At 70.9% G+C, this 23,922-nt stretch carries 21 protein-coding genes; 6 read left to right on the top strand and 15 right to left on the bottom strand.

The genetic code is table 11. From position 1 onward, the window contains the following. Nucleotides 1-124: 124 nt before the first annotated feature. Both KBY95_RS13810 and KBY95_RS13805 read right to left on the bottom strand, forming a co-directional pair. Nucleotides 125-1,237, bottom strand: coding sequence for a ChaN family lipoprotein (locus KBY95_RS13810; RefSeq protein ID WP_254965725.1), 1,113 nt, complete (start codon nt 1,235-1,237; stop codon nt 125-127). A 71-nt stretch (nt 1,238-1,308) separates the two neighbouring features. Next, nucleotides 1,309-2,259, bottom strand: coding sequence for a putative selenate ABC transporter substrate-binding protein (locus tag KBY95_RS13805; RefSeq protein WP_396095028.1), 951 nt, complete (start codon nt 2,257-2,259; stop codon nt 1,309-1,311). An 87-nt stretch (nt 2,260-2,346) separates the two neighbouring features. On the opposite strand from KBY95_RS13805, the gene mnmH reads away from it, so the two are divergent. Continuing rightward, complete coding sequence (gene mnmH, locus KBY95_RS13800) at nt 2,347-3,387, top strand: tRNA 2-selenouridine(34) synthase MnmH (RefSeq protein ID WP_254965724.1); 1,041 nt, start codon at nt 2,347-2,349, stop codon at nt 3,385-3,387. On the opposite strand, the gene selD is transcribed toward mnmH, so the two are convergent. From selD to KBY95_RS13775, 5 genes are read right to left on the bottom strand one after another with little or no spacing between them, the layout of a single operon-like run. Further along, entirely contained in the window at nt 3,344-5,455 is a 2,112-nt protein-coding gene (gene selD, locus KBY95_RS13795) for a selenide, water dikinase SelD (RefSeq protein WP_254965722.1), read from the bottom strand. The two genes, mnmH and selD, sit on opposite strands and share 44 nt — an antisense overlap. Beyond that, nucleotides 5,452-7,158, bottom strand: coding sequence for a SulP family inorganic anion transporter (locus tag KBY95_RS13790; protein ID WP_254965721.1), 1,707 nt, complete (start codon nt 7,156-7,158; stop codon nt 5,452-5,454). The genes selD and KBY95_RS13790 overlap by 4 nt, the downstream gene beginning before the upstream one ends. A gap of 19 nt (nt 7,159-7,177) precedes the next feature. Beyond that, complete coding sequence (locus KBY95_RS13785) at nt 7,178-7,513, bottom strand: hypothetical protein (protein WP_254965720.1); 336 nt, start codon at nt 7,511-7,513, stop codon at nt 7,178-7,180. Between the two features lie 45 nt (nt 7,514-7,558). Continuing rightward, nucleotides 7,559-8,962, bottom strand: a complete 1,404-nt coding sequence (locus KBY95_RS13780; RefSeq protein WP_254965719.1) for a glycoside hydrolase family protein — start codon at nt 8,960-8,962, stop codon at nt 7,559-7,561. Continuing rightward, a complete protein-coding gene (locus KBY95_RS13775; protein WP_254965718.1) occupies nt 8,962-9,495 on the bottom strand; it encodes a hypothetical protein in 534 nt (177 codons plus the stop codon). Before KBY95_RS13775 ends, KBY95_RS13780 begins: the two co-directional genes overlap by 1 nt. Before the next feature lie 86 nt (nt 9,496-9,581). On the opposite strand from KBY95_RS13775, the gene katG reads away from it, so the two are divergent. Further along, nucleotides 9,582-11,804 carry a catalase/peroxidase HPI gene (gene katG / locus KBY95_RS13770; protein ID WP_254965716.1) on the top strand — a complete coding sequence of 741 codons (2,223 nt, stop codon included), beginning with the start codon at nt 9,582-9,584 and terminating at the stop codon, nt 11,802-11,804. 25 nt (nt 11,805-11,829) lie between these two features. Here katG and KBY95_RS13765 read toward each other — a convergent pair whose 3' ends face one another. Genes KBY95_RS13765 through KBY95_RS13755 form a run of 3 tightly spaced genes read right to left on the bottom strand, consistent with a single transcriptional unit; the run spans nt 11,830 to nt 16,038 of the window. Continuing rightward, on the bottom strand, nt 11,830-13,167 hold the full coding sequence (locus KBY95_RS13765; RefSeq protein ID WP_254965715.1) for an ABC transporter ATP-binding protein: 1,338 nt from the start codon (nt 13,165-13,167) through the stop codon (nt 11,830-11,832). Beyond that, nucleotides 13,160-14,371 (bottom strand): FtsX-like permease family protein, encoded by a 1,212-nt coding sequence (locus KBY95_RS13760; protein ID WP_254965714.1) that lies wholly within the window; start codon nt 14,369-14,371, stop codon nt 13,160-13,162. Before KBY95_RS13760 ends, KBY95_RS13765 begins: the two co-directional genes overlap by 8 nt. After that, nucleotides 14,368-16,038: a YncE family protein gene (locus tag KBY95_RS13755; protein WP_254965713.1), complete on the bottom strand. Its 1,671-nt coding sequence runs from the start codon at nt 16,036-16,038 to the stop codon at nt 14,368-14,370. Before KBY95_RS13755 ends, KBY95_RS13760 begins: the two co-directional genes overlap by 4 nt. Before the next feature lie 181 nt (nt 16,039-16,219). Here KBY95_RS13755 and KBY95_RS13750 point away from each other — a divergent pair, with 181 nt between their 5' ends. Further along, entirely contained in the window at nt 16,220-17,206 is a 987-nt protein-coding gene (locus tag KBY95_RS13750) for a ubiquinone biosynthesis protein COQ4 (RefSeq protein ID WP_254965712.1), read from the top strand. On the opposite strand, the gene KBY95_RS13745 is transcribed toward KBY95_RS13750, so the two are convergent. Further along, complete coding sequence (locus tag KBY95_RS13745; RefSeq protein WP_254965711.1) at nt 17,169-17,495, bottom strand: DUF1971 domain-containing protein; 327 nt, start codon at nt 17,493-17,495, stop codon at nt 17,169-17,171. The two genes, KBY95_RS13750 and KBY95_RS13745, sit on opposite strands and share 38 nt — an antisense overlap. A 76-nt stretch (nt 17,496-17,571) precedes the next feature. Between KBY95_RS13745 and grxC the strand changes: the two genes are divergently transcribed. Both grxC and KBY95_RS13735 read left to right on the top strand, forming a co-directional pair. After that, nucleotides 17,572-17,850 carry a glutaredoxin 3 gene (gene grxC, locus KBY95_RS13740; protein ID WP_254965710.1) on the top strand — a complete coding sequence of 93 codons (279 nt, stop codon included), beginning with the start codon at nt 17,572-17,574 and terminating at the stop codon, nt 17,848-17,850. Nucleotides 17,851-17,877: 27 nt separating this feature from the next. Then, nucleotides 17,878-20,172, top strand: coding sequence for an FdhF/YdeP family oxidoreductase (locus KBY95_RS13735; RefSeq protein WP_254965709.1), 2,295 nt, complete (start codon nt 17,878-17,880; stop codon nt 20,170-20,172). On the opposite strand, the gene KBY95_RS13730 is transcribed toward KBY95_RS13735, so the two are convergent. From KBY95_RS13730 to KBY95_RS13715, 4 genes are read right to left on the bottom strand one after another with little or no spacing between them, the layout of a single operon-like run. Then, nucleotides 20,157-21,206 (bottom strand): GTP 3',8-cyclase MoaA, encoded by a 1,050-nt coding sequence (locus KBY95_RS13730; RefSeq protein WP_254965708.1) that lies wholly within the window; start codon nt 21,204-21,206, stop codon nt 20,157-20,159. The two genes, KBY95_RS13735 and KBY95_RS13730, sit on opposite strands and share 16 nt — an antisense overlap. A 10-nt stretch (nt 21,207-21,216) precedes the next feature. After that, nucleotides 21,217-21,816, bottom strand: coding sequence for a molybdenum cofactor guanylyltransferase (locus KBY95_RS13725; RefSeq protein ID WP_254965706.1), 600 nt, complete (start codon nt 21,814-21,816; stop codon nt 21,217-21,219). Beyond that, nucleotides 21,813-22,274, bottom strand: a complete 462-nt coding sequence (locus KBY95_RS13720; RefSeq protein ID WP_254965705.1) for a nitrate reductase associated protein — start codon at nt 22,272-22,274, stop codon at nt 21,813-21,815. Before KBY95_RS13720 ends, KBY95_RS13725 begins: the two co-directional genes overlap by 4 nt. Nucleotides 22,275-22,328: 54 nt before the next feature. Further along, a complete protein-coding gene (locus KBY95_RS13715; RefSeq protein WP_254965704.1) occupies nt 22,329-23,186 on the bottom strand; it encodes a CsgG/HfaB family protein in 858 nt (285 codons plus the stop codon). A gap of 251 nt (nt 23,187-23,437) precedes the next feature. Here KBY95_RS13715 and KBY95_RS13710 point away from each other — a divergent pair, with 251 nt between their 5' ends. Beyond that, on the top strand, nt 23,438-23,914 hold the full coding sequence (locus KBY95_RS13710) for a redox protein (RefSeq protein WP_254957943.1): 477 nt from the start codon (nt 23,438-23,440) through the stop codon (nt 23,912-23,914). Nucleotides 23,915-23,922: the final 8 nt, after the last annotated feature.

The raw sequence follows: 23,922 nt of genomic DNA, 5'->3' as shown, positions 1-23,922 counted from the left end.
CGGCACAAGGGCCAAGAAAATCCACCCGAAGAGTTGAACCCCACTGCCGATCAGGGCTGTCCATGGCCGTCACAGACAAAAACGTTGTGGCTGGAGTCGGATTGGCGGCTATTTCAGCAGGCTCCTAGGGCAGGGCCAGCTGCAGCGGCAGCAGCCGCCCCTCCCGCCGCAGGGTGAGGCCGAGGGGCCGGGCCGCCGGATGGGCGGCCAGCCGCTCGATCACCTGGCGGGCGCTGCTGACGGGCTGGCCGTCGATCGCCGTGATCCGATCGCCGACCCGCAGGCCGGAGCGCTCCGCCAGCGACCCAGGCGCCACCTGGCGGATCTCCACCCGGCCGCTGTGGGTTTCCAGATACACCCCCAGCCGCAGGCCCGCCGGCGGCCGCGACACCACCCCGAACACCGCGGTGGCCAGCCCCGGTTGCAGGACGGCGCAGTCAAGCCCCCCATCCCAGGGCAACAGCCAGGCCGCCTGCGCCAGACCGAGGGCCCGGAGCTGATGGGGCACGCCGTGGCCTCCGGCCAGGTGGCCGTTGCCGATCAAGGCCACCACCGGGGCGCCGGGATGGCGACGGCGGCGGTCGGCGATGGCCTCGGCCATGGCCCGGTCCCACAGCAGCTGGCTCTCCACGAAGCGGACGAAGGAGGGATCCTCCAGACCCGGCCGCCGCTGGCCGCTGGTGGGAACGAAGGGATGGTGCTGCCAGAGCCGGTGCAGCTGGGTCCGGTAGGCCGCGCTGGCCGGCGCCGGACGCCCCACCCCCTCCCGCTCTCTGGCGGGCACCGCCGCAAACCCCTCGGCCCGCACCCGCCGCACCAACAGCCGGTCCACATTCAGGGCGAGCAGTGGCAGGCGCCGGTCGCGGGCGAAGCGCAGGATCGGCAGGTAGAGATCGGCGTCGTAGCCCCAGATCGCCGGCCAGTCGAGGGCTTCGAGGAAGGCACGCTCTTTCAGGTCCCCGGCCACCCAGCGGTCGAGCACCGGCTGCAGCCGGCGCGGCACCATCTCCAGGCCGAGGCTCAGGTCGGGGCTGCGCTCCTGCAGCGCCTGGAGCGTGGCCAGCTGCCAGCGGTGGTGGGCGGCGCTGTCGTGACGTTCCCCCAGCAGCACCACCGGACGCCGGGCCAGGCGATCGAGCAGGTCGCCCGCCGCCACACTGCGGGGAGCCGGGGATGTGGGCTCCACCCAGGCGCCGGCGGGCACACAGGTGCTGGCGGCCGAGGGCCCAGGCGCCACCAGCAGGGAGGCCAGGCCGAGGGCCAGCCCGACGGCCCTGGTCCCGCTGCGGTGCCAGCGTCCGGGCGGGCTCAGCGGATCTTGCCGATCTGGCGGCCCACCTTCTCGATGGGGCTGTAGGCCGCCGCATTGGCGGGGATGAACCGCTGGGCGCCGAACAACGCCAGGACCTCCTTCTGGCGGGGATTGGTGGCGCGCCAGCTGAGGATCGCCGTCCTCATCCTGGCGGTGAAGCCCTTGCCGAAGCGCTTGTCGAGGTCGGGCTGGGCGATCCAGTGGTAGTTGGGATAGCCGGGGGTTTTCCAGATCTGCACCACCTTGGCGCGGTTGACCTTGCCGTCGCTGAGGCTGCTGCGCCAGACCTCTTCGCTGACAGCGCCGGCCTGGTAGGCGCCGCTCTGCACCAGGGCGATCGTGGCGTCATGGCTGCTGCTGAAACCGGGGGCGCCGCCGGCGAAGTCGCTCAGCTTGACCCCGGCCTGATTCAGGTAGAACTGGGGCATCAGGCGGCCGGAGGTGGAGCTCTCCGAGCCGAAGGTGAAACGCTTGCCCTTCAGCTCCGCCAGCCCCTTGACGCTGCTGATCGGCTTGAGGCCGCTGCTGGTGTTGGCGATGAAGACGCTCTGGAACGACGCGTCGATGTCGCGCTGGGCGATCACCAGGGCACCGGGCTTCTGCAGGCGCGCCTGCACCCCGGTGAGACTGCCGAACCAGACCAGATCCAGGCCACCGGTGCGGAAGGCGGTGACGGCGGCGGCGTAATCCACCACCGGCACGTAGACCACCTTCACCCCCAGCTGACGGCTGAGTTCATTGGCCACCAGCGGGTAGAGCCGGTTGAGCATCTCGGGCTTCTGGTCGGGGATGGCGCCGATGCGCAGCACCTTCTGGCTCTGCTGGGCCGCCGCCGGAGCCAGCAGGCCGGGAAGCGGGGCGGGGGCGGGCGCCAGCAGGGGCAGCAACGCCAGCGACACCCCCATCAGGGCGGCGGTGGCGGTGGTGCGGATCCGGAACATGCTCATCGGGGATGGGAAACGCTGGCGGCCCTTGCTCCACTATGGCGATCGGGTGGAAGCCAACCTGCACCGCCTCTTGCCTGGGTCAGCACCATGGCGGCCTGCGTTCCCATCGAAGACTTCCTGCTGAGCGGCGGCACGCTGCTCGACGTGCGCACGCCGGCTGAATTCCGCCAGGGCCACATCCCCGGGGCCACCAATCTGCCCCTGTTCAGCGATGCCGAGCGGGCCGAGGTGGGCACCCTCTACAAGCAGCAGGGCCGCCAGGCCGCCGTGCTGAGGGGTCTGGCCCTGGTGGGGCCGCGAATGGAGGCCCTGGCCGCCGAACTGGTGGCCTCGAGCGAGCGCTCGGCCGGGGCGCCCCTGCGGCTGCACTGCTGGCGCGGCGGGATGCGCTCGGCCAGCGTCGCCTGGCTGGCCCAGCAGCTGGAGCTGCCGGTGCTGCTGCTGGAGGGCGGCTACAAGAGCTACCGGCGCTGGGTGCTGGAGCTGTTCGAGCAGCCCTGGCCGGTGCGGCTGCTGGGGGGCCGCACCGGCAGCGGCAAGACCGACCTGCTGCTGGCCCTGCGGGAGCGGGGGGCAGGGGTGGTGGATCTGGAGGGGCTGGCCCACCACCGCGGCAGCAGCTTCGGCGGGCTCGGGCTGCCGGAGCAGCCCAGCTCAGAGCACTACGAGAACGAGCTGGCCGCCGCCCTGGCCCCCCTGGCCGGGGCGGACCAGATCTGGCTGGAGGCCGAGAGCGCCATGGTGGGTCGCTGCCGCATTCCCGCCGGCCTGTGGCGCCAGATGCAGGCCGCGCCGGTGCTGGCGGTGGAGCGACCCCTCCAGGAGCGGGTGGCCAACCTGGTGGAGATCTACGGCGCCCAGGACCCCCTCGCCCTGGCGGAGGCCACCCGGCGGATCGCCAAGCGGCTGGGTCCCCAGCGCACCGCGCTGGCCCTCGAGGCGATCGAGCAAGGCCACTGGGCCGCCGCCTGCCGGCAGATGCTCGACTATTACGACCGCTGCTACGACCACGGCCTCGACGGCCATGCCTGTTCGGCGGTGGATCTCGGCGGCCTGGCGGCTCCGGAGGCTGCCCGCCAGCTGATCAGCCAGGGCCTGGTGACGCTGCAGCAGCCTCCCTCCCGCTGACCCGACCGATCAGGCAAGCCTCAGGGAAGCCGCCCTGATGCAGGGCGGCCAGGGCGGCGGGCGCCCGCTGCGCCGGCAGCGCCGCCAGCAGGGGACCACAGGTCTGGGGATCGATCAGCAGCTCCGCCAGCCCACCGCCCTCCGCCCCCACCAGCCGCACCGGCCCCTCCAGCAGGGCCAGGGCGGCGGCGTTGGCAGGGGCCAGGCTGCTGGCAAAACCCCGCTCCAGCAGTTCCAGGGCGCCGCCATAGGCGGGGATGGCGGCGGCGGCGAGCTCCACCGCCAGCTCCGCACCCGAGGCGTCCAGCATCTCGCCGAGATGGCCCAGCAGGCCGAATCCGGTCACGTCGGTGCAGGCCCCGCAACCGTGGGCGACCAGCAGCGGCACCAGAGCCGCCTGGCTGCGCTGCATCGCCACGAGCACCGCCTCCATCCACTCGGGGGCGCCAGCACCGGCCATGGCAGCGGCGAACAGCACGCCGGTGCCCAGGGGCCGGCTCAGCAGCAGGGCGTCGCCAGGGCGCAGTGGCCCCTTGCCCCAGGACGCCGCCGGCGCCACCCAGCCGTTCACGGTCAGGGCCAGGGCCAGCCCCGCCCCATCCCGGCCCTCCAGGGTGTGACCACCGATCAGAGCGGCCCCGAGGGGCTCCAGCACCGAGTGCACCCCCGCCAGGGTCTGCAGGAGAAGTTCCTCCTGAATGGCGGCGGCCGCCTCGGGCACCGTGACCAGGGCCTGCACGCTCGCCACCGTCGCACCGCTGGCCCAGAGGTCGCTGCAGGCATGCAGGGTGGTGAGCCGGCCGTTCAGCCAGGGGTCGTCCACCAGGGCCGGGAAGCCATCGACGCTCTGCAGCAGCAGGGCCCCATCGACGCCGGTGCCCACCCGGGCCGCGTCCTCCACCGGCGCTGACTGGCCGCCAGGGTCGAGCCTGGCCAGGGCGGCGCTCAGGGGGGCGGCCCCCAGCTTGGCGGCGCAGCCGCGGCAGGCCATGGCGGCGGCGGCCATCGGCTGGAGCGTGGCGAAGCGGGCCATGAAGGCCCGATCGATGCGCTGCTTCCAACGCCAGATCCACCCCGAAGGCCCCAGGACCAGCGGACCGAACAGGGCCAGGGCCCTGGGGCCAGCGGCCTGCCAGCCGCCGTCGCCGAGCAGCTGCAGGGCCCGCGCCTGGGGCCGCCAGGGCCGCAGTGGCGTGGGGGGCTCACCCAGGCTGCGGCCGAGGTTGTACGCCAGCACCGGCGCCGCCCGCACGGCCCACACCCCCGAGGGGGGCCGGGGATCGGTGGCGATCAGGCCGCAGTCACCCGCGGCGAACAGCTCCGGATGGCCGATCACCTGCAGGCTGGGGTGGGTCAGCACCCGGCCGCTCGCCGGGTCCACCGGCAGGCCGGCGGCCGCCAGCCAGGCGGGGGCGCGGCTGCCGGTGCAGGCCAGATCGGCCGGGGCCCCAGGCGGCGCCCGCCGCTGGATCGGGATGGCGGCCTGGGCCAGCAGCCGTTCACCGGCCCGGTTCGCCGCGGCCGAGCCCAGGTGCAGGACCTCCCCCTGCAGCAGCAGACGGCAGGCCAGGCCCCGGGCCCGGAAGGCCAGGGCCAGCTCCACGGCAGCGGCCCCACCGCCACGGATCACCAGGGGCTCGCCGGCGGCGCGCCGCTCCGCCCAGGCCAGGAAGGGCTCCAACGGCTTGACGGCCATCGCCGCCCCCGGCGTGGCGGTCACGGCGCCCAGATCGAGGCTGAGCCGGTCGAAGCGCAGGGGGGGGCGCCCCGCCAGGTGGAGCTCCCGGGCCGCCGGATCCAGCCCGGTGATCTCCGCCTGCACAAAAGCGACGCCGGCCAGGCTGCAGAGGCGGCGCAGGTCGATGGCGGCGGCCTCCAGGGGCTCCAGCCCAGCCACCACGGCCGGGAGCAGGCCCGAATAGAGGGCGGTGCCGTGGCGGCTCACCAGGGTGAGACGGGTGCGCAACGGCCGGTGGCGCGGGCGCATCAGCCAGCGCCGCAGCACCAGCACATGGCTGTGGCCGCCCCCCGCCAGGACCAGCTGGTGGCGCTCGGGGGCGATGGTCATGCGCTGGGCACCGGCGTCGCCCGGGCCTGGAAGGCCGCAATCGCCGTGGGCAGGGTGGGGAAGAACAGGCGCGCCCCGATCCGCTCCACCAGGCCGGCGCGCTCCAGCTGGACGTAGAGGTCCTGCTTGACCCGCACCAGGCCGAAGGTGATGCCGCGAGCGGTCAGTTCCCGCTGCAGTTCCTCAAGCACGTCAGCCGCCGTGATGTCGATCTCAACGATGGCTTCGGCATTGAGGACGAACCAGGCCACCGGCTGGGTCTCGGCGGTGATCGTTGCCAGCACCCGCTGGCGGAAGTGCTCCGCGTTGGCAAAGCAGAGGGGGGCGTCGAACCGGAACAGCACCAGGCCGGGAATCGTGCGCGCCCCCTCCCAGTCGCGCACGTCGTGCAGGCCCGCCAGCCGGGGCACGATCCCCATCACGGCGTCGTGGGGCCGCACCAGCCGGGCGAACAGATCGATCACCGACAGCCCCACCGCCAGCGCCACGCCGAGCAGCAGGTCAGTGGCCAACACCCCCACCAGGGTGATCAGGGCAAGCCGGAATTCGCTGGGGCGGAAGCGCTGCAGCCGCAGGAACTCCGGGATGTCGATCAGGCGCAGGGCGGCATAGATCACGATCGCCCCAAGGGCCGCCGTGGGGAACAGGGCCAGCACCGGCCGCAGCCACAGCAGCACGGCCAGCACCACCCCCAGGGCCACCAGGGAGAACAGCTGGGAGCGGCTGCCGAGGGAATCGCCGATGGCCGTGCGGCTGCCACTGCTGCTCACCGGAAAGCCCTGCATCAAGCCATTGCCCAGGTTGATGCTGCCGAGGGCCAGCAGCTCCTGGTTGGCGTCGATGCGGTAGCCGCCCCGGGCGGCGAAGGCCCGGGCCGTGAGCACGTTGTCGGAGTAGCCCACCAGGGCGATGCCCACGGCCGCCGTCAGCAGATAGCGCAGCTGGTCTGGTGAGACCCAGGGCGGCAGCGCCGGCTGGGGCAGCCCGGCTGGGATGGCGCCGATCACGGCCACGCCGCGCTGATCCAGGTGTCCCACCGCCACCACCGCCATGGCCAAGAGCACCGCCAGCAGGGGAGCCGGGGCCCGGGGGAAGCGGCGCTGCACCAGCAGGAGAAACACCAGCACTCCCAGAGCCAACAGCAGCGTGGGACGGTGGATCTCCCCCAGGCGGCCCAGCAGTTCCAGCAGCTGGGCGGGGCTGGAATCGGCCTGAAGCGTCATGCCGCTGACCCGGCCCAGCTGGCCGCCGATCATGATCAGCGCCACCCCGCCCAGGTAGCCCACCAGGATCGGCCGGGAGAGCAGATCGGCCAGAAATCCGAGCTTGGCCCAGGCTCCGGCGCAGCAGACCAGTCCCACCAGCAGGGCCAGGAGGCTGCAATAACCAGCGTAGGCGAGCGGATTGCCCGCCACCAGCGGCCCGACCGCAGCCGCCGTCATCACGGCTGTGGTGGATTCGGGCCCCACCGAGAGCTGGGGCGAGGACCCCAGCAGGGCATAGAGAAGCAGGGGAGGCAGGATCGCCCACAGACCCGCCACCGGCGCCAGCCCGGCCACTTCGGCGTAGGCCATGCACTGGGGCACCAGGTAGGCGGCCACGGTGACGCCCGCCAGCAGATCGGGCCGCAGCCAGCTGCGCTGGTAGCCCAGCAGTTGCGCGAGGCCCGGCACCACCCTGTCCAGGCGGTCGCGCGGCTCCATCAGCGTCCCCCGTCGGTAGTCATTTCCGTCGCGGCGGCAGCACCTGGCTGGGGCACAGGTCCTTGTCCTCTTCCACCCCCTTCATACCGGCGAGCACGCCCTCCAGATCGTCCTTCGTGGAGGGATCGCCGCCGATGATGTCGAGTTGCGCCTGGGCCAGCTTGGCGCGGGTGGCGGTGGAGATGAAGCCGTCCTTCTCCAGGTTGCAGAGGGCGCTCATGTACCCGGAGCCCACCCCCACCATCACAATGAACGCTTCCCGTGGGCTGAGTTCCCCACTCTGTGATTGCGCTGCAGCCAGTCCCGGTGTGGCGTTCAGGAGCGCCAGGAGCAGCAGGGCGAAGGGAGTGGGCATGCCAGGGCAGTGGCGTTGACGGTCAGGGTAGGGGTGGACTCCCGTTCAGGCCTCCTGGTACACCGACACGTAGACCGTGCCCTGTTCCACCAGCGGCAGCAGCTTGTCGCGCAGATCCTGGTTGTGGAGGCGTACGCAGCCGAGGGTGGAATGCAGGGGCTGATACGGCGCCCAGGCCCCGGGCCAGCCGCAGGCGGTGCCGCCACCGTGCACCATGATCCCGGACCGGCCAAACCGCCGTTCCTGCATCTCCAGATCCTCCAGATCGAAGCTGTACCAGCCATAGCTGCGGCGGTCGGCGGAGTAGGTGGGGCTGGGATCCTGCTCGTAGTCCCGGTAGACCTTCTGGGCGATGCGATAGACCCCCGGCGGTGTGTCGGTGGAGGTGTCCTGCCACTGGTTCTCCCGCCCCTGGCCGCGGGCCAGCGCCGGGATCTCCCAGAGCAACCGGCCCTCCGCATCGAAGGCCTTGGCTGTCTGATTGGCGTCGTTGACGACCACATGGCTGTCGGAGCCACTGAAGCCGAAGTCCTGGGGGGTCTTCTGGGGACCCACCAAACCGGGCAGGAGGCTGGCCCCCTTGGCTGGCGCCGTTGTGGATCTGGCGGCAGGGGCAGCCGAACCGTCAGCCTCCCGCTTCAGATGCTGCTCCCAGGCTTCGCAATCGGCAGGAGTGCGAATCTCCCGCTCCGCCTGGGCGCAGGCGACGGCGGGCTGCATTCCGCTCCACACGAGCCCCTCGGCCCGGCGGCGGCGGCCCAGCCCCACCTCCACCGTCTCACCGGGATTGCGGTACAGCATCAGTGCACCGGGCACGGCCCCCCAGCGGCGATCCCGCAGGTGGCGATCCAGCGTGTCGTGGTACCCATCGCCATGGAAATGGGCGCCGTTGTTGTAAGCGAAGCTGCACAGGGCGGCCCGCTGCCGATCCCCCATCTCCGCCCAGAAGGGAATCGTGGCCACGAGCACCGTCCAGAACTTCTCGCGGCAGTTGTGTTCGTAAAGCGCGTCGGCCTGCGCCTGGGTGATCACGTCCCCCAGCCGGATCGGGGAACCGTCCTGATAGAAGGTGCTGCCCCAGCCGATCGTGATCGGTGCGCCGCCGGTGCGGGGGTCGGGGTAGGCCTGGAGCCGGCAGCCCTCGTAGTGGTGATTGAGCTGGGCCACCTCGGGGGGAAGCGGACCCTCGGCTGAAACACCCAGCCAGGCCTCATCAGGAATGTTGAAACGCTCGGGGTTGAGATAGCGCTGCTCGCCATCCGGCAGCGGCACCGTGGCGCCCGGACAGGTGTAGGGCCCCGCCAGCCGCACGATCGCCAGGTCCGTACCGGGGGCCGGCCGCACCCAGGCCACGGCGATGCGGGCGCCGGCGGCCACATAGGAATCGGCATCGGCGGCGGCGGGGCTGGGGCTGAGTCCCGCGTCCTGGCGGGCGGTGATGGTGGGCATCAGAGGCTTCCGCTCAGGCGGATCCGCTCCAGGGGGGTCAGGGCCGCCGGCGGGGCCACGGGGGTGGCCGCGCTCACCTGAATCGGGGTGCGGCTGCGCTCGATCTCGGCACGCAGGCGCTCCACCTCCTCCAGGAGCTGACGCAGGCGGGGATCCTCCGTTGGGGTGGCAGTGGCAGCCAACGGCCCAGCGGAGGGGCCCAAACCGAGCAGCCGTTCGCGCAGGCGGGAGCTCTTCAGCTCCCCAAGGTGCTGCTCAGCGAACTTCTGCACCACTTTGGGGGCGAAGGCGGCCAGCAGGAAGGCGAAGCTGATGACCATCCCGGTGTCATCCCTGGGCGGATAGGAGATCGACTCCCGACCCCCCGAATCCCTGGTCACCAGCGGCGCGCTGCGCATCATCGTGACCGCGGCGAAAGCGATCGACGCCACCAGGGCCAGCAGACACATCAACCGCATGCAGGAGCGGTTGCCCGGGGATTCCTCCAGAAACCCGGTCGTCGGTCCGGCGGCGGCACGGGCGGGGGTGGTCATGGGGGGCGCCAGCTGGCACGGGCTGGCCTCAGTCTGACTTGATCTCCATCCCACCCCTACATTTGATAAAAACGCGGCAGCAGCGGATGGAAGGACTCTCCCCCGAGGCCGGCGCCGACGCCGGCGGCCAGTGCCCCTTCCTGCACGGCAAGCTCCGGGGCAGCACCGCCGGGGCCCGCTCCAACCGGGACTGGTGGCCGCGGCAGCTGAACCTGGCCGTGCTGCATCAGCACGCGCCCCAGGCCGATCCGATGGGCAGCGGCTTCGACTACGCCGCGGCCTTCGGCACGATCGACCTGGAGGCCCTGCGGCAGGACCTGTTCGCGCTGATGACCAGCTCCCAGGACTGGTGGCCGGCCGACTACGGCCACTACGGTCCCTTCTTCGTGCGCATGGCCTGGCACAGCGCCGGCACCTACCGCATCCATGACGGCCGCGGCGGCGCCGGCGCCGGCACCCAGCGCTTCGCCCCCCTCAACAGCTGGCCCGACAACGGCAACCTCGACAAGGCGCGGCGGTTGCTCTGGCCGATCAAGCAGAGGTACGGCAGCGCCCTCTCCTGGGCCGACCTGATCATCTTCGCGGGCAACTGCGCCATCGAATCGATGGGCCTCCCCACCCTGGGCTTCGCCGGGGGCCGCGAAGACGTCTGGGAGCCGCCGATCGACATCGACTGGGGCCCGGAGACCGAATGGCTCGGCGACCGGCGCTACAGCGGCGACCGTGAGCTGGAGGACCCGCTGGGCGCGGTGCAGATGGGGCTGATCTATGTGAACCCGGAGGGGCCCAACGGCAAGCCCGATCCCCTCGCCGCCGCCCGGGACATCCGTGAGACCTTCGCCCGCATGGCGATGGACGACGAGGAGACCGTCGCCCTGATCGCCGGGGGCCACACCTTCGGCAAGTGCCACGGCGCTGGCGACCCTGACCTGGTGGGGCCGGAGCCCGAGGCCGCCACCATCGCGGAGCAGGGCCTGGGCTGGCACAACCGCTTCGGCAGCGGCAAGGGGGACGACACCACCACCAGTGGCCTGGAGGGCGCCTGGACCGCCAACCCCGTGCAGTGGGACAGCGGCTATTTCGACAACCTGTTCGGTTATGAATGGGCGCTGGAGAAAAGCCCGGCCGGCGCCTGGCAGTGGCGACCCACCGATCCGGCGGCGGCGGACACCGTGCCCGATGCCCACGACCCGTCCAAGCGCCACGCGCCGATGATGGCCACCACCGATCTGTCCCTGCGGGTCGATCCGGCCTACCTGGAGATCTCCCGCCGGTTCCATGCCAACCCCGACCAGCTGGGGGAGGCCTTCCGTCGCGCCTGGTTCAAGCTCGTCCACCGGGACATGGGGCCCCGCTCCCGCTACCTGGGCAGCCTGGCGCCGGAGGAGGTGATGCTCTGGCAGGACCCGATTCCGCCCGTCGACCATCCCCTGGTGGACGCTGACGACATCGCCGCCCTCAAGGGGCGGATCCTGGAGACGGGCCTGCCCATCTCCCAGCTGGTGGCCACCGCCTGGGCCGCGGCCGCCAGCTTCCGCGGCTCCGACAAGCGCGGCGGTGCCAACGGCGGCCGGCTGGCGCTGGCCCCCCAGAAGGACTGGGAGGTGAACCAGCCCGCCAAGCTGGCCCGGGCCCTGGAGGCCTACGCGGCGATCCGCCAGGAGTTCAACGGCTCCCGCCACGACGGCAAGCGCATCTCCCTGGCCGATCTGATCGTGCTGGGCGGCTGCGCCGCCGTGGAGGAAGCGGCCCGCCGGGGCGGCCACGCGGTGACGGTGCCCTTCACCCCCGGGCGCATGGATGCCTCCCAGCAGCAGACGGATGTGGCCTCCTTCGCCGTGCTCGAACCGAAGGCCGACGGCTTCCGCAACTACCTGCGGCCGGGCCTGCCGGCCTCCGCCGAGGAGCTGCTCATCGACAAGGCCCAGCTGCTCACCCTCACCGCCCCGGAGATGGCGGCGCTGGTGGGGGGCCTGCGGGTGCTGGATGCGAACTACGGCAAGTCACGGCATGGGGTGTTCACCGGCCGCCCCGAGACCCTTAGCAACGACTTCTTCGTCAACCTGCTCGACATGGGCACCAGCTGGACGGCGACCTCGGAGGCCGAAGACAGCTTCGAAGGCCGCGATCGCCACACGGGCGATCTGCGTTGGACCGCCACCCGCGTCGACCTGATCTTCGGCTCCAACGCCCAGTTGCGGGCGATCGCCGAGGTGTACGGCTCCGCCGATGCCGGCGAGCGCTTCGTGGCCGCCTTCGTGGCGGCCTGGAGCAAGGTGATGGACCTGGACCGGTTCGAGCTGGCCTGAACGCCCCAGTGCGGTGGCATCGGCCTCAATGTGGCGGCATCGGGATATAGAGGGGCGGCTCGCCGGGGAAACCGTTGCGGGCGACCTTCTCGGCGTCCGGCAGCGGCGGGAGGAGATGGACAAAGAACGAATCGCGCCGCTCCACCGGCATCAGCTCGGGGTCAGGGCGATCGGCAACGGCATAGGTCACGTCGATGCGGACATGCATGTATCCAGGCACCAGTTCGGTGTGGCTCGAGGGGGGGTCGGAAAATTCGAAGTGCAACGGCCGCAAGCCCTCCACCGCCAGCACCTGGCGTTGGCTGTCACTCCAGTGGGCCGGAAAGGGATTCCAGCGTGAGCCCTGCTGGATGTAGAGCTGCACGTCGAGGGGCAGCAGGTACAGCGACTGGCTGACCTCGAGATTCTCGACGGCGAGCGTGCCCAGATAACGCTCAGGTCCTGTTCGTTCCACCGCAACGAGTTCAGAGGAAAGGCCACTGAAGGCCAGTCGCTGCAGCCGGTCGCGGCGGATCCTGGCGGTGCGCTGCTGCTGCTGGCGCCATTGCCAGAACACCGTGCCCCCCACCAGGGACATCCCGCCCGCCAGGGCCCCGGCCAGCAGGCGGCGGCGCGTGGGATGGGCCTCGGCGGTCCCACCCAAGCCGGACGGCAAGGGCGGCTCGGCCGCGGCGGCGGGATCCCGCAGGGTGCCGGCCTCCAGCTCGAGCCAGCGGTCGCAGCGCCGGGCCAGGGCCTCGCTGTGGGTCACCATCAGCAGGGCTGCGCCGCTGCTGGCGCAGAGGGATTCCAGCAGGGCCACGATCTCTGTCTCACTGCAGCCATCGAGGTTGCTGGTGGGTTCGTCAGCGAGCAGCAGGTTGGGCCGGTTCACCAGGGCACGGGCCAGGATGGCGCGCCGGATCTCACCCCCAGAGAGCTGGCCCGGCCGCCTGTCCCGGAGATGGCTCAACCCGACGGCCTCCAGCCAGTGCTCCGCATCGGCCAACAGTTCGGTGGCGCTGCGGCGGCCCTCCAGCTCGCCCGGAAGCAGCAGGTTCTCCAGGGTCGAGAGGGTGGGCAGCAGGCTGGTGAACTGACTCACAAACCCCACCGGCCCCCGCCGCAGGCGACAGCGCTCAGCCGCAGGCAGGCTCCAGAGATCGATGGGGCCAGCGCCCCCAACGCCGATCCGCAGTTCGATCCTGCCCGCGTCCGGCCGGCTGAGGCCCGCCAGCATGGCCAGCAGGGTCGACTTGCCCGATCCCGAGCGGCCCAGGATCGCCACCCGCTCGCCCGCCGCCAGCTGCAGGCTGGCCTGACGCACCCCGGCATTACCGAACCAGCGCTGCAACCCTTCGGCCCGCAGCAGGGGCTCAGTCATCGCCCTGCACCAGCACGAGGGCATCGAGGCGCAGCACGGGCAGCATCGCCAGGGCCGCCGCCAGGGCACCGATGCCCGTGACCAGCAGCCACAGCCCGGCTGCCAGCTCAGCCTGGGGCGCCAGGGCGGGCCAGGGGAACGCCATGCCGCTGGCCGCCAACCGATCCCCCAGCAGCGCATGGACGGGCGGGCCGACCAGGGCAGCAACCACCAGGCCGAGACCGCCACCGCCGCCGCAGACCAGGCTCGCCTCTCCCACCATCAGCCCCAGCACCTCGCTGGGGAGGGCCCCCAGGCTGAGCAGCAGCCCAAGCTCCCGGCGGCGTTCGGAGGCGATGCCGGCGTACATGAGCGTCAGCAGCAGGGCGAAACAGAGCAGCAGGATGGCGCTGAGCAGGACCAGCAGGGTCGCCATTGAGGCACCGGCCTGTCGCACCATGGCGAACAGGGTGCGGCCACCCACCACCTGCACATCCTCCAGACGGGCCAGCAGGCTGAAGCGCAGCTGTTCGATCGCCATCCCCTGCGGCGCCTGCACCAGCAGCCCGTTCACCCCGAGCGTGGCCGGGCTGTCACTGGGCACAAGCCGCTCCAGATCGTCCAGAGTGAAGAACAGGCCCTGTTCATGGGAGGGGATGCCGGTGGAGGCGAGGCGGCCGTGGATCCGGAAGGTCTGGCCCAGCAGGGACAGGCGATCCCCCAGGCGGCCGCGGCGGCGGGAGCCGAGGATCACCTGGCCGTCCTGAAAGTCGATCCCCCGGCTGCTCTCCAGCCAGGGGATCACCGTGCTGTCCCGTTGGGGGTCGATGCCGTAGAGCGGCAGATCCGTGGGGGAGGGCAGCCCCGCCTCCAGGGCCAACCGTCCGCTGCCGCGCACGGCCCGTTGGGGATTGATCCGGATCGGGCCCTCGATCGCCGCGGCCCGCTCCAGGATGGCGGAACTCAGGGGAGGCGCCTCGGGCTCAACGGCCAGGAGCGCCTGGGTAAGGTTCACTGTCGCTCCCTGCCGCACCACCAGCAGATCGGCGCCCAGCCTGGAAAAGCTGCCCTCCAGCGACTGCTGCAGGGACCCCAACAGCACCACGGTGAGAAAACTGAGGCCCGTGGCCAGGCCCACGGCCCCAGCCAGCAGGCCCGTCCGCAGGGACCGGCGCGTGACATTGCTGGCGATCAGCCGAAGCTGGGCGCGGAAACGCCGGCTCACATCGCACAGGAGCGGGAGAAGCGCAGTTGCTCCACGCTGGTGGGCACCAAGGTGAGGTCGTGGTGGCCACCTGGATTGGGGATGAAACCCACCGGCTCATCCTTGGCCGTGTCGAGCACGAAGATGCCGGAGGCGTAACGCTGGAAGCCACCGACGGCCACCAGCAGGAATTGGCCGTCAGGCGTGACCGTGCAGGACTGCATGTCCTGGGTGATGTTCTGCAGCTCCTTGATCGGCGTCCAGGTGGCCGTATCCACCACCATGATGCCGCTGCGGCCCGGGGCCGGGTTCAGCACCACCACGTACATCTTCTTGCTGTCGGGTGTAAAAGCCATGTGGAAGGGGCTGGGATAGCGCTTGCCCCAGGTGGGATCGATGATCTGCCGGATCTTGCGCCACTGGCTGGGGTCGGGATCGGAGCTGTCAAAAATCCCGACGCTGTTCTCCAGCCCGTTGTTCATCATCACAAGGTTGTTGCCATCCGGTGAGAAGCCAAGTTCATGACCCGGGGAGTACACCCGATCGATCACTACTTTCCAGGTGTCCCTATCCACCTGCTCCACCGTGTAGGTGTCGGGCGACTGACTGGGGAAGGCGCAATAGGCCACGGGGACCATGCCGTTTTGGCTGTCGTGGACAACGCAGCCGCCGAGCATGCGGATGATCTCCGCACCGTAGCGGCCATCGGGGTGCCAGACGAAGGCATCGGCACCCGTGAGGGCCCGCACGTTGGGGCCGGGGATCTGACCCTCGGGGACGAACAGCTCACCCATCGGCACCATTTCCCAGTTGATCTTGAGGCCCTTGGTGCCACGCAGATCAAACAGTCCGGTCGTAGGGTCTGGCTTGATACGGCTGATCAGCAGGGTGCCGCCACCGGTCCAGCAGTCCGCCAGCTCCGGGGAGTTGCCCTGCCAGTCGTAACGGAACGCCTGCAGCACGCGGGTGGAGGCACGATCAAACCAGGCGAAGATGTCCTTCTGGCCATCGGAGATGCAGTAACTCTTGGCATCGGAGGGACGGATGGTGGTGTGAACACCCAGACCCAGTCCCGTGGTCTCGGCGATATTTTCCTCCAGCTCCAGGACATCGCCGTTGTAGCGAACCCGGTACATGTTGAAACCAGGCGGCGGATCCGTCACCGCCGTCGGCATGCCATAGATGAGCGAATTCATACCGCCCTGGCAGCTGTTGATGAACTCGAACTCCTGGTAAGGATTGGAGCTTGGAAAAGCCTGGATGTGGTGGCTGATGGGGTTGTAATCCCCGTAGTTCCAGTACCACAGCGAGGCCAGCGCCCGGCCGCTGCCGAGGTCAATCAGGTTCACACCGCCGCCCATCTTCTGGGGCATCACCACGATGTGCCGGCCCAAAGTGTAGCCATTGAGCTGGAAAGGGATGTCGCTGAAATTGATGATCTCGCGGTCAACCTTGAGCCCCTTGGGTGTGACGTAATCCTTGGGTCGATCGGTGACGCGCACGCCATGGTCCGGCGCCAGCTTGTCGCCGAGGCCCTTCTGGGCGCCCTGGCCAACAACGGCGGCGGCCGGCTCCGCCGCTGCGGCGGGCCCCGCTCCCGCCGCCAGCAGACCGAGGGCGGAAAGGGCGCCGGCCTGCAGGGCCTCACGCCGGCTGAGGCCTGGCCCGTTGGAGGAGGGATCGTTCATGGCGAGGACGCTGCCGCGATGGGAGTCTGCTGGGATGGCCCTGTCGCCATGCTGAATCCGTCGGTGGTGCTTGTCAGGCACCCGGGGGAGGCCGACACGGGCCGGCTGCCCGTCACCGATCGGCCCTATGGACGGCGAACTGCGGCGAGGATCACCCCAGCACGTTGCCGCCGTTTCTGCCATGAACCCCCTCCTCTCCGCTCAGCCGCCCCCGGAACGCCGCGAGGCCATCGGCCGGGCCGGCCTGGGCAGCCTGCTGGCGATCGCCGCCGAGGGCGGGCCGCCCAGCCCGATCGCCCTGCGCACGATCACGGCCATCCGTGATCACCTGCTCCACCTGCCCATCCCCCTCGATTCGCTGGAGCCCCTCACGGCGGAGCAGCTGGCGGCGGCGGTGCCCGAAAGCGAGTGGCGCCAGCGGATCCTGCGCGGCATGACCGTGCTGGCCCTGCTCGAGGACGCGCCGGGCGAGGCCCGCCTGGCCAGGCTCGAGGCCACGGCCCGGACGCTGGGGATCGACGAGGCCCCAGTGCAGGCGTTCCGCCATGTGCTCGAGCACCAGTTCAACCTGGTGCGCCTCGACATCGCCCGGCGGGGCTTCCAGAGGGGGGCCGCCGCGGCCTACCTGCGCGATGAAGGCCCCGCCGGCGCCCTGCAGATCGCCCGCTCGCTGCTGAAACGGGAGGATCCCGCCCTCGCCAGCCGCTACCGCGGCCTGGCGGAACTGCCCGAGGGCAGCCTGGGCCGCGCCTACCTGGCCTTCATTGAGGCCAACGGCTTCAGCGTTCCCGGCGAACTGGGCGGTCCGCCCCCACCGGTGGTGCGCCACGACTGCTGCCACGTGCTCGGCGGCTACGGCACCAGCGCCAGCGAGGAATGCGGCGTGCTCGGCTTCCAGGCCGGCTTCGGCCGCAACGACCCCTTCTTCACGATCCTGTTCGCCCTGGCCCAGTTCCAGCTGGGCATCGGCGCCACCCCGGTGACGGCGGCGGAAACCGGCCAAGCCGATCCGGAGGTGATCTTCCGCGGCCTGGAGCACGGCCTCGGCGTCAGCCGCGACCTGATCAGCGACTGGGATCCCTGGGACGACTTCCCCCTGCCCCTGGAGGAGGTACGCCGCCAGTACGGCATCAGGCCACGCCAGGCGGTGGGGACGGAACAGACCTGAGCGGAACTTCGGCCCGGTGGAACTCGACGTAGAACCGCACCCCGGGGCCGGGCTCAGCCTGGTGCAACTGGGTGGGAGCCACGATGCCGAGCCGTTCGGGCGTCAGCAGCACCAGCTCCTCATGGGGCTCAAGAAACCGGAACGGCAGCGAACCCTCCAGCACAACGACCCGGGCCCACACCCCCGCTTTGGTGCTGTGCTGCGCCCGCAGACCCGCCGGCACGGTCTCGGCGTCGAAGGAGGGCGTGCGTTGGTAGGGCGTCAGGCCGCCGGGCAGCTCAGCTTGCATGGCGTGGCAGCTCCGACAGACGAGAGGGCGTGCGGGTCGTCAGAATCACATTCAACAGCCGCATACCGTCCCCTCCATGGCCAAGGTCGAGATCTACACCTGGCGCTTCTGCCCGTTCTGCATCCGGGCCAAGCAGCTGCTCGACCGCAAGGGCGTGGTCTACGAGGAATACGTCATCGATGGCGACGAGGACGCCCGCGACGCGATGGTGGCCCGGGGCAGCGATGGTCGCCGCTCGGTGCCCCAGACCTTCATCGACGACGCCCATGTCGGCGGCTGCGACGACCTGTTTGCCCTGGAGCGCCAGGGCCGGCTGGATGCGCTGCTGTCTGGCGCCGCCGAAGCCTCTGCCTAGGGTTAACGCCTTGGCACACGAGGGATCGTGGAATCTGGAGCCCCCGAAGCTGCACCCCGTCCAGAGCCGGCCACCCCCGGCCAGGGCGGCGGCTGGCCCCTGATCGAGGGCTGGGCCCGCGCCACCCTGACCCCCCGGGGCCCGAAGCTCTGGCAGACCCTCAACCACAAGAGCGCCTGCCTCTCCTGCGCCTGGGGCACCGGCGGCCAGCACGGAGGCTTCGTCGACGAGCTGGGGGAGCCGCTGCAGCGCTGCCTCAAGAGCGTCGAGGCGATCATGGCCGAGCTGCAGCCGGCGGTGAGCGAGGGGGTGTTCGGCCGCCGCAGCCTGGTGGACCTCCAGCAGCTCTGCTCGATGGAGGCCGACCGCCTCGGCCGCCTCAGCCACCCCCTGCTGCTGCGCGACGGCCGCAGCCACTACGAGCGCATCGGCTGGGACGACGTGTTCGCCATCGCCGAGGCCGCCTTCCGGCGCCCGCCGGAGCGGGTGGCCTCCTACAGCTCGGGGCGCTCCTCCAACGAGGCGGCCTACCTGCTGCAGCTGCTGCTGCGGGCCATGGGCTCCAACAACCTGGCCGACTGCTCCGACCTCTGCCACGCCCCCTCCACCGTGGGGCTCAATGCCATCTTCGGCTCCGGCACCTCGATGGTGAGCCTGGAGAGCCTGCAGCAGGCGGATTGTGTGGTGCTGGTGGGCTCCAACGCCCCGGCCAACCACCCACGGCTGATGAACGAGCTGATCAAGCTCCGCCAGCGGGGCGGCACGGTGATCGTGATCAACCCGGTGATCGAGGTGGGGCTGCTGAAGTTCGGCTCCCCCGCCTTCCCGATCCGCTCGATGCTGGCGGGCTCGGAGATCGCCTCGCTGTTCCTGCAGCCGGTGCCCGGCAGCGACACGGCCGTGTTCCTGGGGCTGCAGAAGGCCCTGCTGGAGGCCGGCGCCGTCAAGCGCGACTTTCTGGCTGCCCATGCCGAGGGCTGGGAGGCGCTGCTGGCGCAGCTGGAGAGCACCTCCTGGGAGGCGATCACCAACACCTGCGGCCTCAGCCGCCAGGAACTGGAGCACAGCGCCACCGTGATCGCCCGCGCCCGGGGGGTGGTGTTCGCCTGGGCGATGGGCATCACCCACCACGCCAACGGCATCGACAACGTGCAGGCGATCGCCAACACCGCCCTGCTCAGCGGCAACGTGGGCCGTCCGGGGGCCGGCACCATGCCGATCCGGGGCCACTCCAACGTGCAGGGCTTCGGCTCGATGGGGGTCACCGTCAAGCTGCGCTCGGAGATGCAGCAGGCCCTCGAGCAGCTGCTGGGCCGGCCCCTGAGCCGGGTGCCCGGCTACGACACCCGCGCCCTGATCGCGGCGGCCGATGCCGGCCGGATCGACAGCCTGCTGTGCCTGGGGGGCAACCTCTGGGGCGCCAACCCCGACAGCGGCGAGGCCAAACGCGCCCTGGGCCGCATCGACACGATCCTGTATCTGGCCACCAAGCCCAACCAGGGCCATTTCCACGGCCTGGCCGCCCGCCAGACCCTGGTGCTGCCAGTGTTCAACCGATTCGAGACGCCGCACCGCACCACCACCGAATCGGGCAACAACTACGTGCGCCTCAACGAGCCTGGCTCCACCCACCTGCGCGGCGCCGACCTGATCAGCGAGGTGGCGTTCCTGGCCGAACTGGCCCGGCGGCGGATGGGCAGCGATCCGATCGACTGGGGGCGGCTGCAGGATCCGTCCTACGTGCGGGAACTGATCGGCCGCACCGTGCCCGGCTACGGCCCGATCGCCCGCATCGACGCCACCCGGCAGGAGTTCAGCGTCGAGGGGCGCCTGTTCGACACCCCGACCTTCCCCACCCCCAGCGGCCGGGCCCGGATGGCGCCCACCCCCCTGCCGGAACTGTCGCTGCCGGAGGCGGAGCACTTCGGCGGCCTCGGGCCCGGGGAAACCGGCCTGGTGCTGGCCCTGATCACGGCCCGCAGCTACGGCCAGCACAACACCGTCGTCTACAAGGCCGGCGACAGCTACCGGGGCATGCCCCACCGCCACACGATCCTGATGAACCGCGCCGACCTGCGGCGCTGCGGTCTGGCGGCCCATCAGCGGGTGACGGTGCAGGGGGAGGCGGGCACCCTGGAGGGCGTCGAGATCATTCCCGGCGAGATCCGCGAGGGGGCGGCGCTGATGTTCTACCCGGAGGTGAACGTGATCATGAAGGCCATCATCGACCCCCGCTGCGGCACACCGGCCTTCAAGCGGGTGCCGGTGCTGGTGCGGGGGGCGCTGGCTTCAGCGCCCGGAGCCGCTCAGCCCCCCAGGTAGGCCATCTCCGCTGGTGCCGGCCGCTGGTCGGCCGCTTCCTGGCGCTCCTCGCTCCAGCGGTCGCGCCGGGCCCGCCACAAACTTTCCAGCGCCTCCTGCAGCCGGGCCGACTCGGGCCGGGGCCGCAGCCAGGGTTTCAGGTCGGTGCCGGTGGCAGCGAACAGGCAGCTGTAGGCCACCCCGTCGGCGGTGATCCGCAGCCGGTTGCAGTCGCCGCAGAAGGGCGCCGTGATCGAGGCCACCACCGCCAGGAGGCCGCCCCCATCCTGGTAGCGCCAGCGGCCGGCGGTGCCGTGGGGTGCGCGCCCCACCGGCTCCAGCGGCCAGGCCGCCCCGATGCCGGCCACCATCTCGGCCGCCGGCAGCACCTGCTCCGGCGCCCAGCCGTTGCGATTACCCACGTCCATGAATTCGATCAGGCGCAGCTCCAGCCCCTGCTGCCGGGCCAGGGCCGCCAGGGGCAGCAGCTGGTCGGCATTGCCGGTGCGGGTGATCACCGCGTTCAGCTTCAGCGCGCCGCGGGCCGGATCGAAGCCGGCCTCTCTGGCGTGCCGGATCGCCGCCAGCACCTTCTCCAGCACAGCACCACCGGCGGCCGCCCCCCCCAGGCCGGCCATGCGGGCCACGCTGGCCCCGTCGGTGCCATCGAGGCTGAGGGTGATCCGGTCGAGGCCCGCCGCCTTCAGCTGCCGGGCCCGCTCGGCACTGAGCAGCACGCCGTTGCTGGTGAGGGCGATCTCCCGCAAGACGCCGCGGGGATCGTTGGGGTCACGCCGCCGCAGCGGCTGCAGGGCCGCGATCAGCGCCTCCAGCTGCCGGTGCAGCAGGGGCTCGCCGCCGGTGAGGCGCAAGGTATGCACCCCCAGGCCCACGGTGGTCTCCACCAGGGCCAGCCGTTCCGGCAGGGTCAGCAGGTCGGGCGCGTCCTCGACATCGGGGCAGCAGTAGGGGCAGGCCAGGTTGCAGCGGGCCGTGAGCGACAGCCGCAGCACCCCCAGGGGCCGGCCATGCAGATCCAGGGGACGCTCCGCCATGGCAGGAAAGCTAGGGCCACAGGCCGGTGGTGTCGTCGGGTCTGTTGGCATTGCGCAGGCCCGTCGGCGGCAGCAGCACCGCCACCACCTCTTCTCCGGCCAGCCAATCCTGCAGCCGCCGGCCGCCCGCCGCCGTGAAGGCACGCAGCCCCTGGCAGCGGCTGGCGTGGGCCGGGTAGACCCCCAGCAGCGGCTGCAGCCGCCGGCCGTCGTGGGCCAGGTGGATGGCCGCGGAGCCTGAAGAGATAGCGGCAGCCACCAGGGCCTGGAGGGCGGCGGTCTCCAGCCAGGGCATGTCCACCGGGCAGAGCAGCAGGTCCTGGCGGGGGTGGTGCTGCATCAACCGGTCGAGGGCCAGCAGCGGCCCTTCCCGCGGTGGCGGCTCCTCCAGGACGGTGATCGCCTCTCCCAGCCCGTCCCGCAGGGACTGGACCAGGGCGTGGTGGGCCCGGTGATGACTGACCAGGGTGATCGGCAGCGGCAAGGCCGCCAGCTGGGCCAGGTGGAACTCCAGCCAGGTGCCCCCGGCGGGATGGGGCAGCAGGGCCTTGTCCGTGCCCATGCGGCGGCTGGCGCCGCCACTGAGCAGGCAGGCCCGCAGGCCGCTCACGCCAACAGGCCGAACTCGGCGAAAGCCCGCGGCAGGTTGCGGTGCTCGTGGCCCGGATGGCTGAGCTTCACCAGAGCAAAGCGTTGCAGCTCATCGAGCTCCCCCCAGGTGTTGGCAGGCAGCCTCAGCCCCAACTGCTGGCAGGAGGTGAGCAGCACCTCGGGGGGAGCCTCACCCTGCTGCCATGGGGCGCCGCAGGCGGGCTCGAGTCGGCCGGCAGCTCCGGCGGCCATACCGGCGGTGCGCTGGCCGAGCCAGTGGTCCAGCTCCGCCAGGGCGTCGGGGTCGTCCGGCCAGGCCAGCAGCCGCTGCCGTTCCTGGTCGCTGAGGTCGCCCCAGTGGCTCAGCTTCAGCTTGACGCCCACCAGGTCGAGCTTGCGCCGCACGGCCATGGGGATGCAACGCAGATCGCCGACGAAGTCGGCCTCAAAGCCGAAACAGTGGTCGTGGCGGCCCATGGCCCCGCCCCTGAGTGGGATCAGCCTAAGCAGCCGGGGGCCTTGATCCGGGGCTCAATCGAGTTGCAGCACGCCCCTGGTGCGCTGGCGGCGCTGCTGGTCCTGCTGCTCGAAGCGCGCCAGGCAGTCGCCCTGGGGCACCAGCACACAACTGACGTACTCGGAGGCGTCGATCAGGGCGGCCCGGATCGCCTTGCCGGCCGGGGTCCGCTGGGCCTGAGACTGGTTGCTGCCGAAGTTGAGCGTGCCGGCCGCTCCGGTAAGGGCCTGGCCGGTGCGGCCCATGTTGGGCGCCATCCAGAGGGCCAGGCCGGCCGCCGGCAGCAGATTGACTCCGCTGGAGCTGGCGCTGGCCGTGTTGCTGGCCCGACCTTCCACGGTGCGCGAACCGATCACCTCGCCGGTGCTGCTGTCCACGACGCGGATGTCGATCGCCACATAGTCCTTGGTCTCCACCTCCTGGTTGCGCTTGCCGAAGCCGAGCAGACCGAAGCTGCTGCCCGATTGCTTCTGCTCCACGTTGGTTTCGTAGGAGGTGACCGTGCCAAGCACGATGTAGCGCGCGCCGCGCATCTGCCCCTTGCTGGCGGCATCCGGTCCTCGCTTGACGATCCCCAGCTCGGCCAGCTCCTGTTCGGACAGGACGTCCTTCAGCTGCCGCCGCTCCACCACCTGCAGCGTGCCGGTGCCCTGGAGTTCGTTGGCCAGGGCGGCGGCCAGGTCATCAGCCACCGGACCCTGCCACCACCAGGTGGGCTGGGTCACGGTGTTCTTGAAGGCCGGCACGGACACGGTGGGCCGGCCCGCCGGCTGACGGTTCTGGGCCAGGGCGGAGCAGGGGGCGACGGCAACGGCGGCACTCAGGGTGACGCCACCCAACACCAGCTTCAGCAGGCTCTCCGGGGTGGCCATGGGACGTTGTCCTGCAGCGCGATCGTCTTCTGACGACCATTCAAGCAAGCGTCTCCACCACCGGAACTGGCCCAAAGCCCGAGGGCTTTCGTAGCCGATCTCACCGTGGGACCCCGCCAGGATTAGGTTCACTGAAGAGACCGCAGAGGCTTCTGACGAAGTCGCTCCCAATGACCGCCACCGTCCCGTCGAGAGACGAGCTGCAGGGCCGCCCGCCCACCGGGTCCAGCCAAGGACCCCGTCCTGCTCCGATGTTCGAGCTGATCCCCTACGAGAAGTTCCGCGACACCCCGTCGGTGCGCTTCTTCGACATCACCGTGCCCACCTCGAACAAGCGGGATCTGGTGGTCCACTCGGGTCCGGCGGTCAGCCCACCGGATTGCCAGGAGTCCGGCAGCTGGCAGTTCTATCTCCATCCCCATCAGGAGGACAACCTGCTGGCCATGCACGGCGGCCGCACCTTCTTCCTGGTCAATCTGGGCTGGAATTATCCGTATCACATCGTTCGTCTCGACTGCGGCGGCGACATTCTGCGCATTCCTCCCGGCACGTTCCACCGTTCCGTCTCCGATCCCGATGGCTCCCTGGTGCTTAACCAGGCCGTGCGCGAGGAAGGCGCCAGCGTGGTGCGCGAATTCCGCGTCTACAACAGCCACCGCATCCCACGGCTGTTCGCCGTGACCTCCAAGACCGCGCCCTTGCCCAAGCTCCATGGGGTGAGCTGGTAACCGCCTGC

It is taken from the genome of Cyanobium sp. Aljojuca 7A6 (genome assembly GCF_024346455.1).
In the GTDB taxonomy this organism is placed as follows: domain Bacteria; phylum Cyanobacteriota; class Cyanobacteriia; order PCC-6307; family Cyanobiaceae; genus Cyanobium.
Note: the sequence above shows the minus strand (reverse complement) of the source record. Positions and strands in the feature narration are given on the sequence as shown.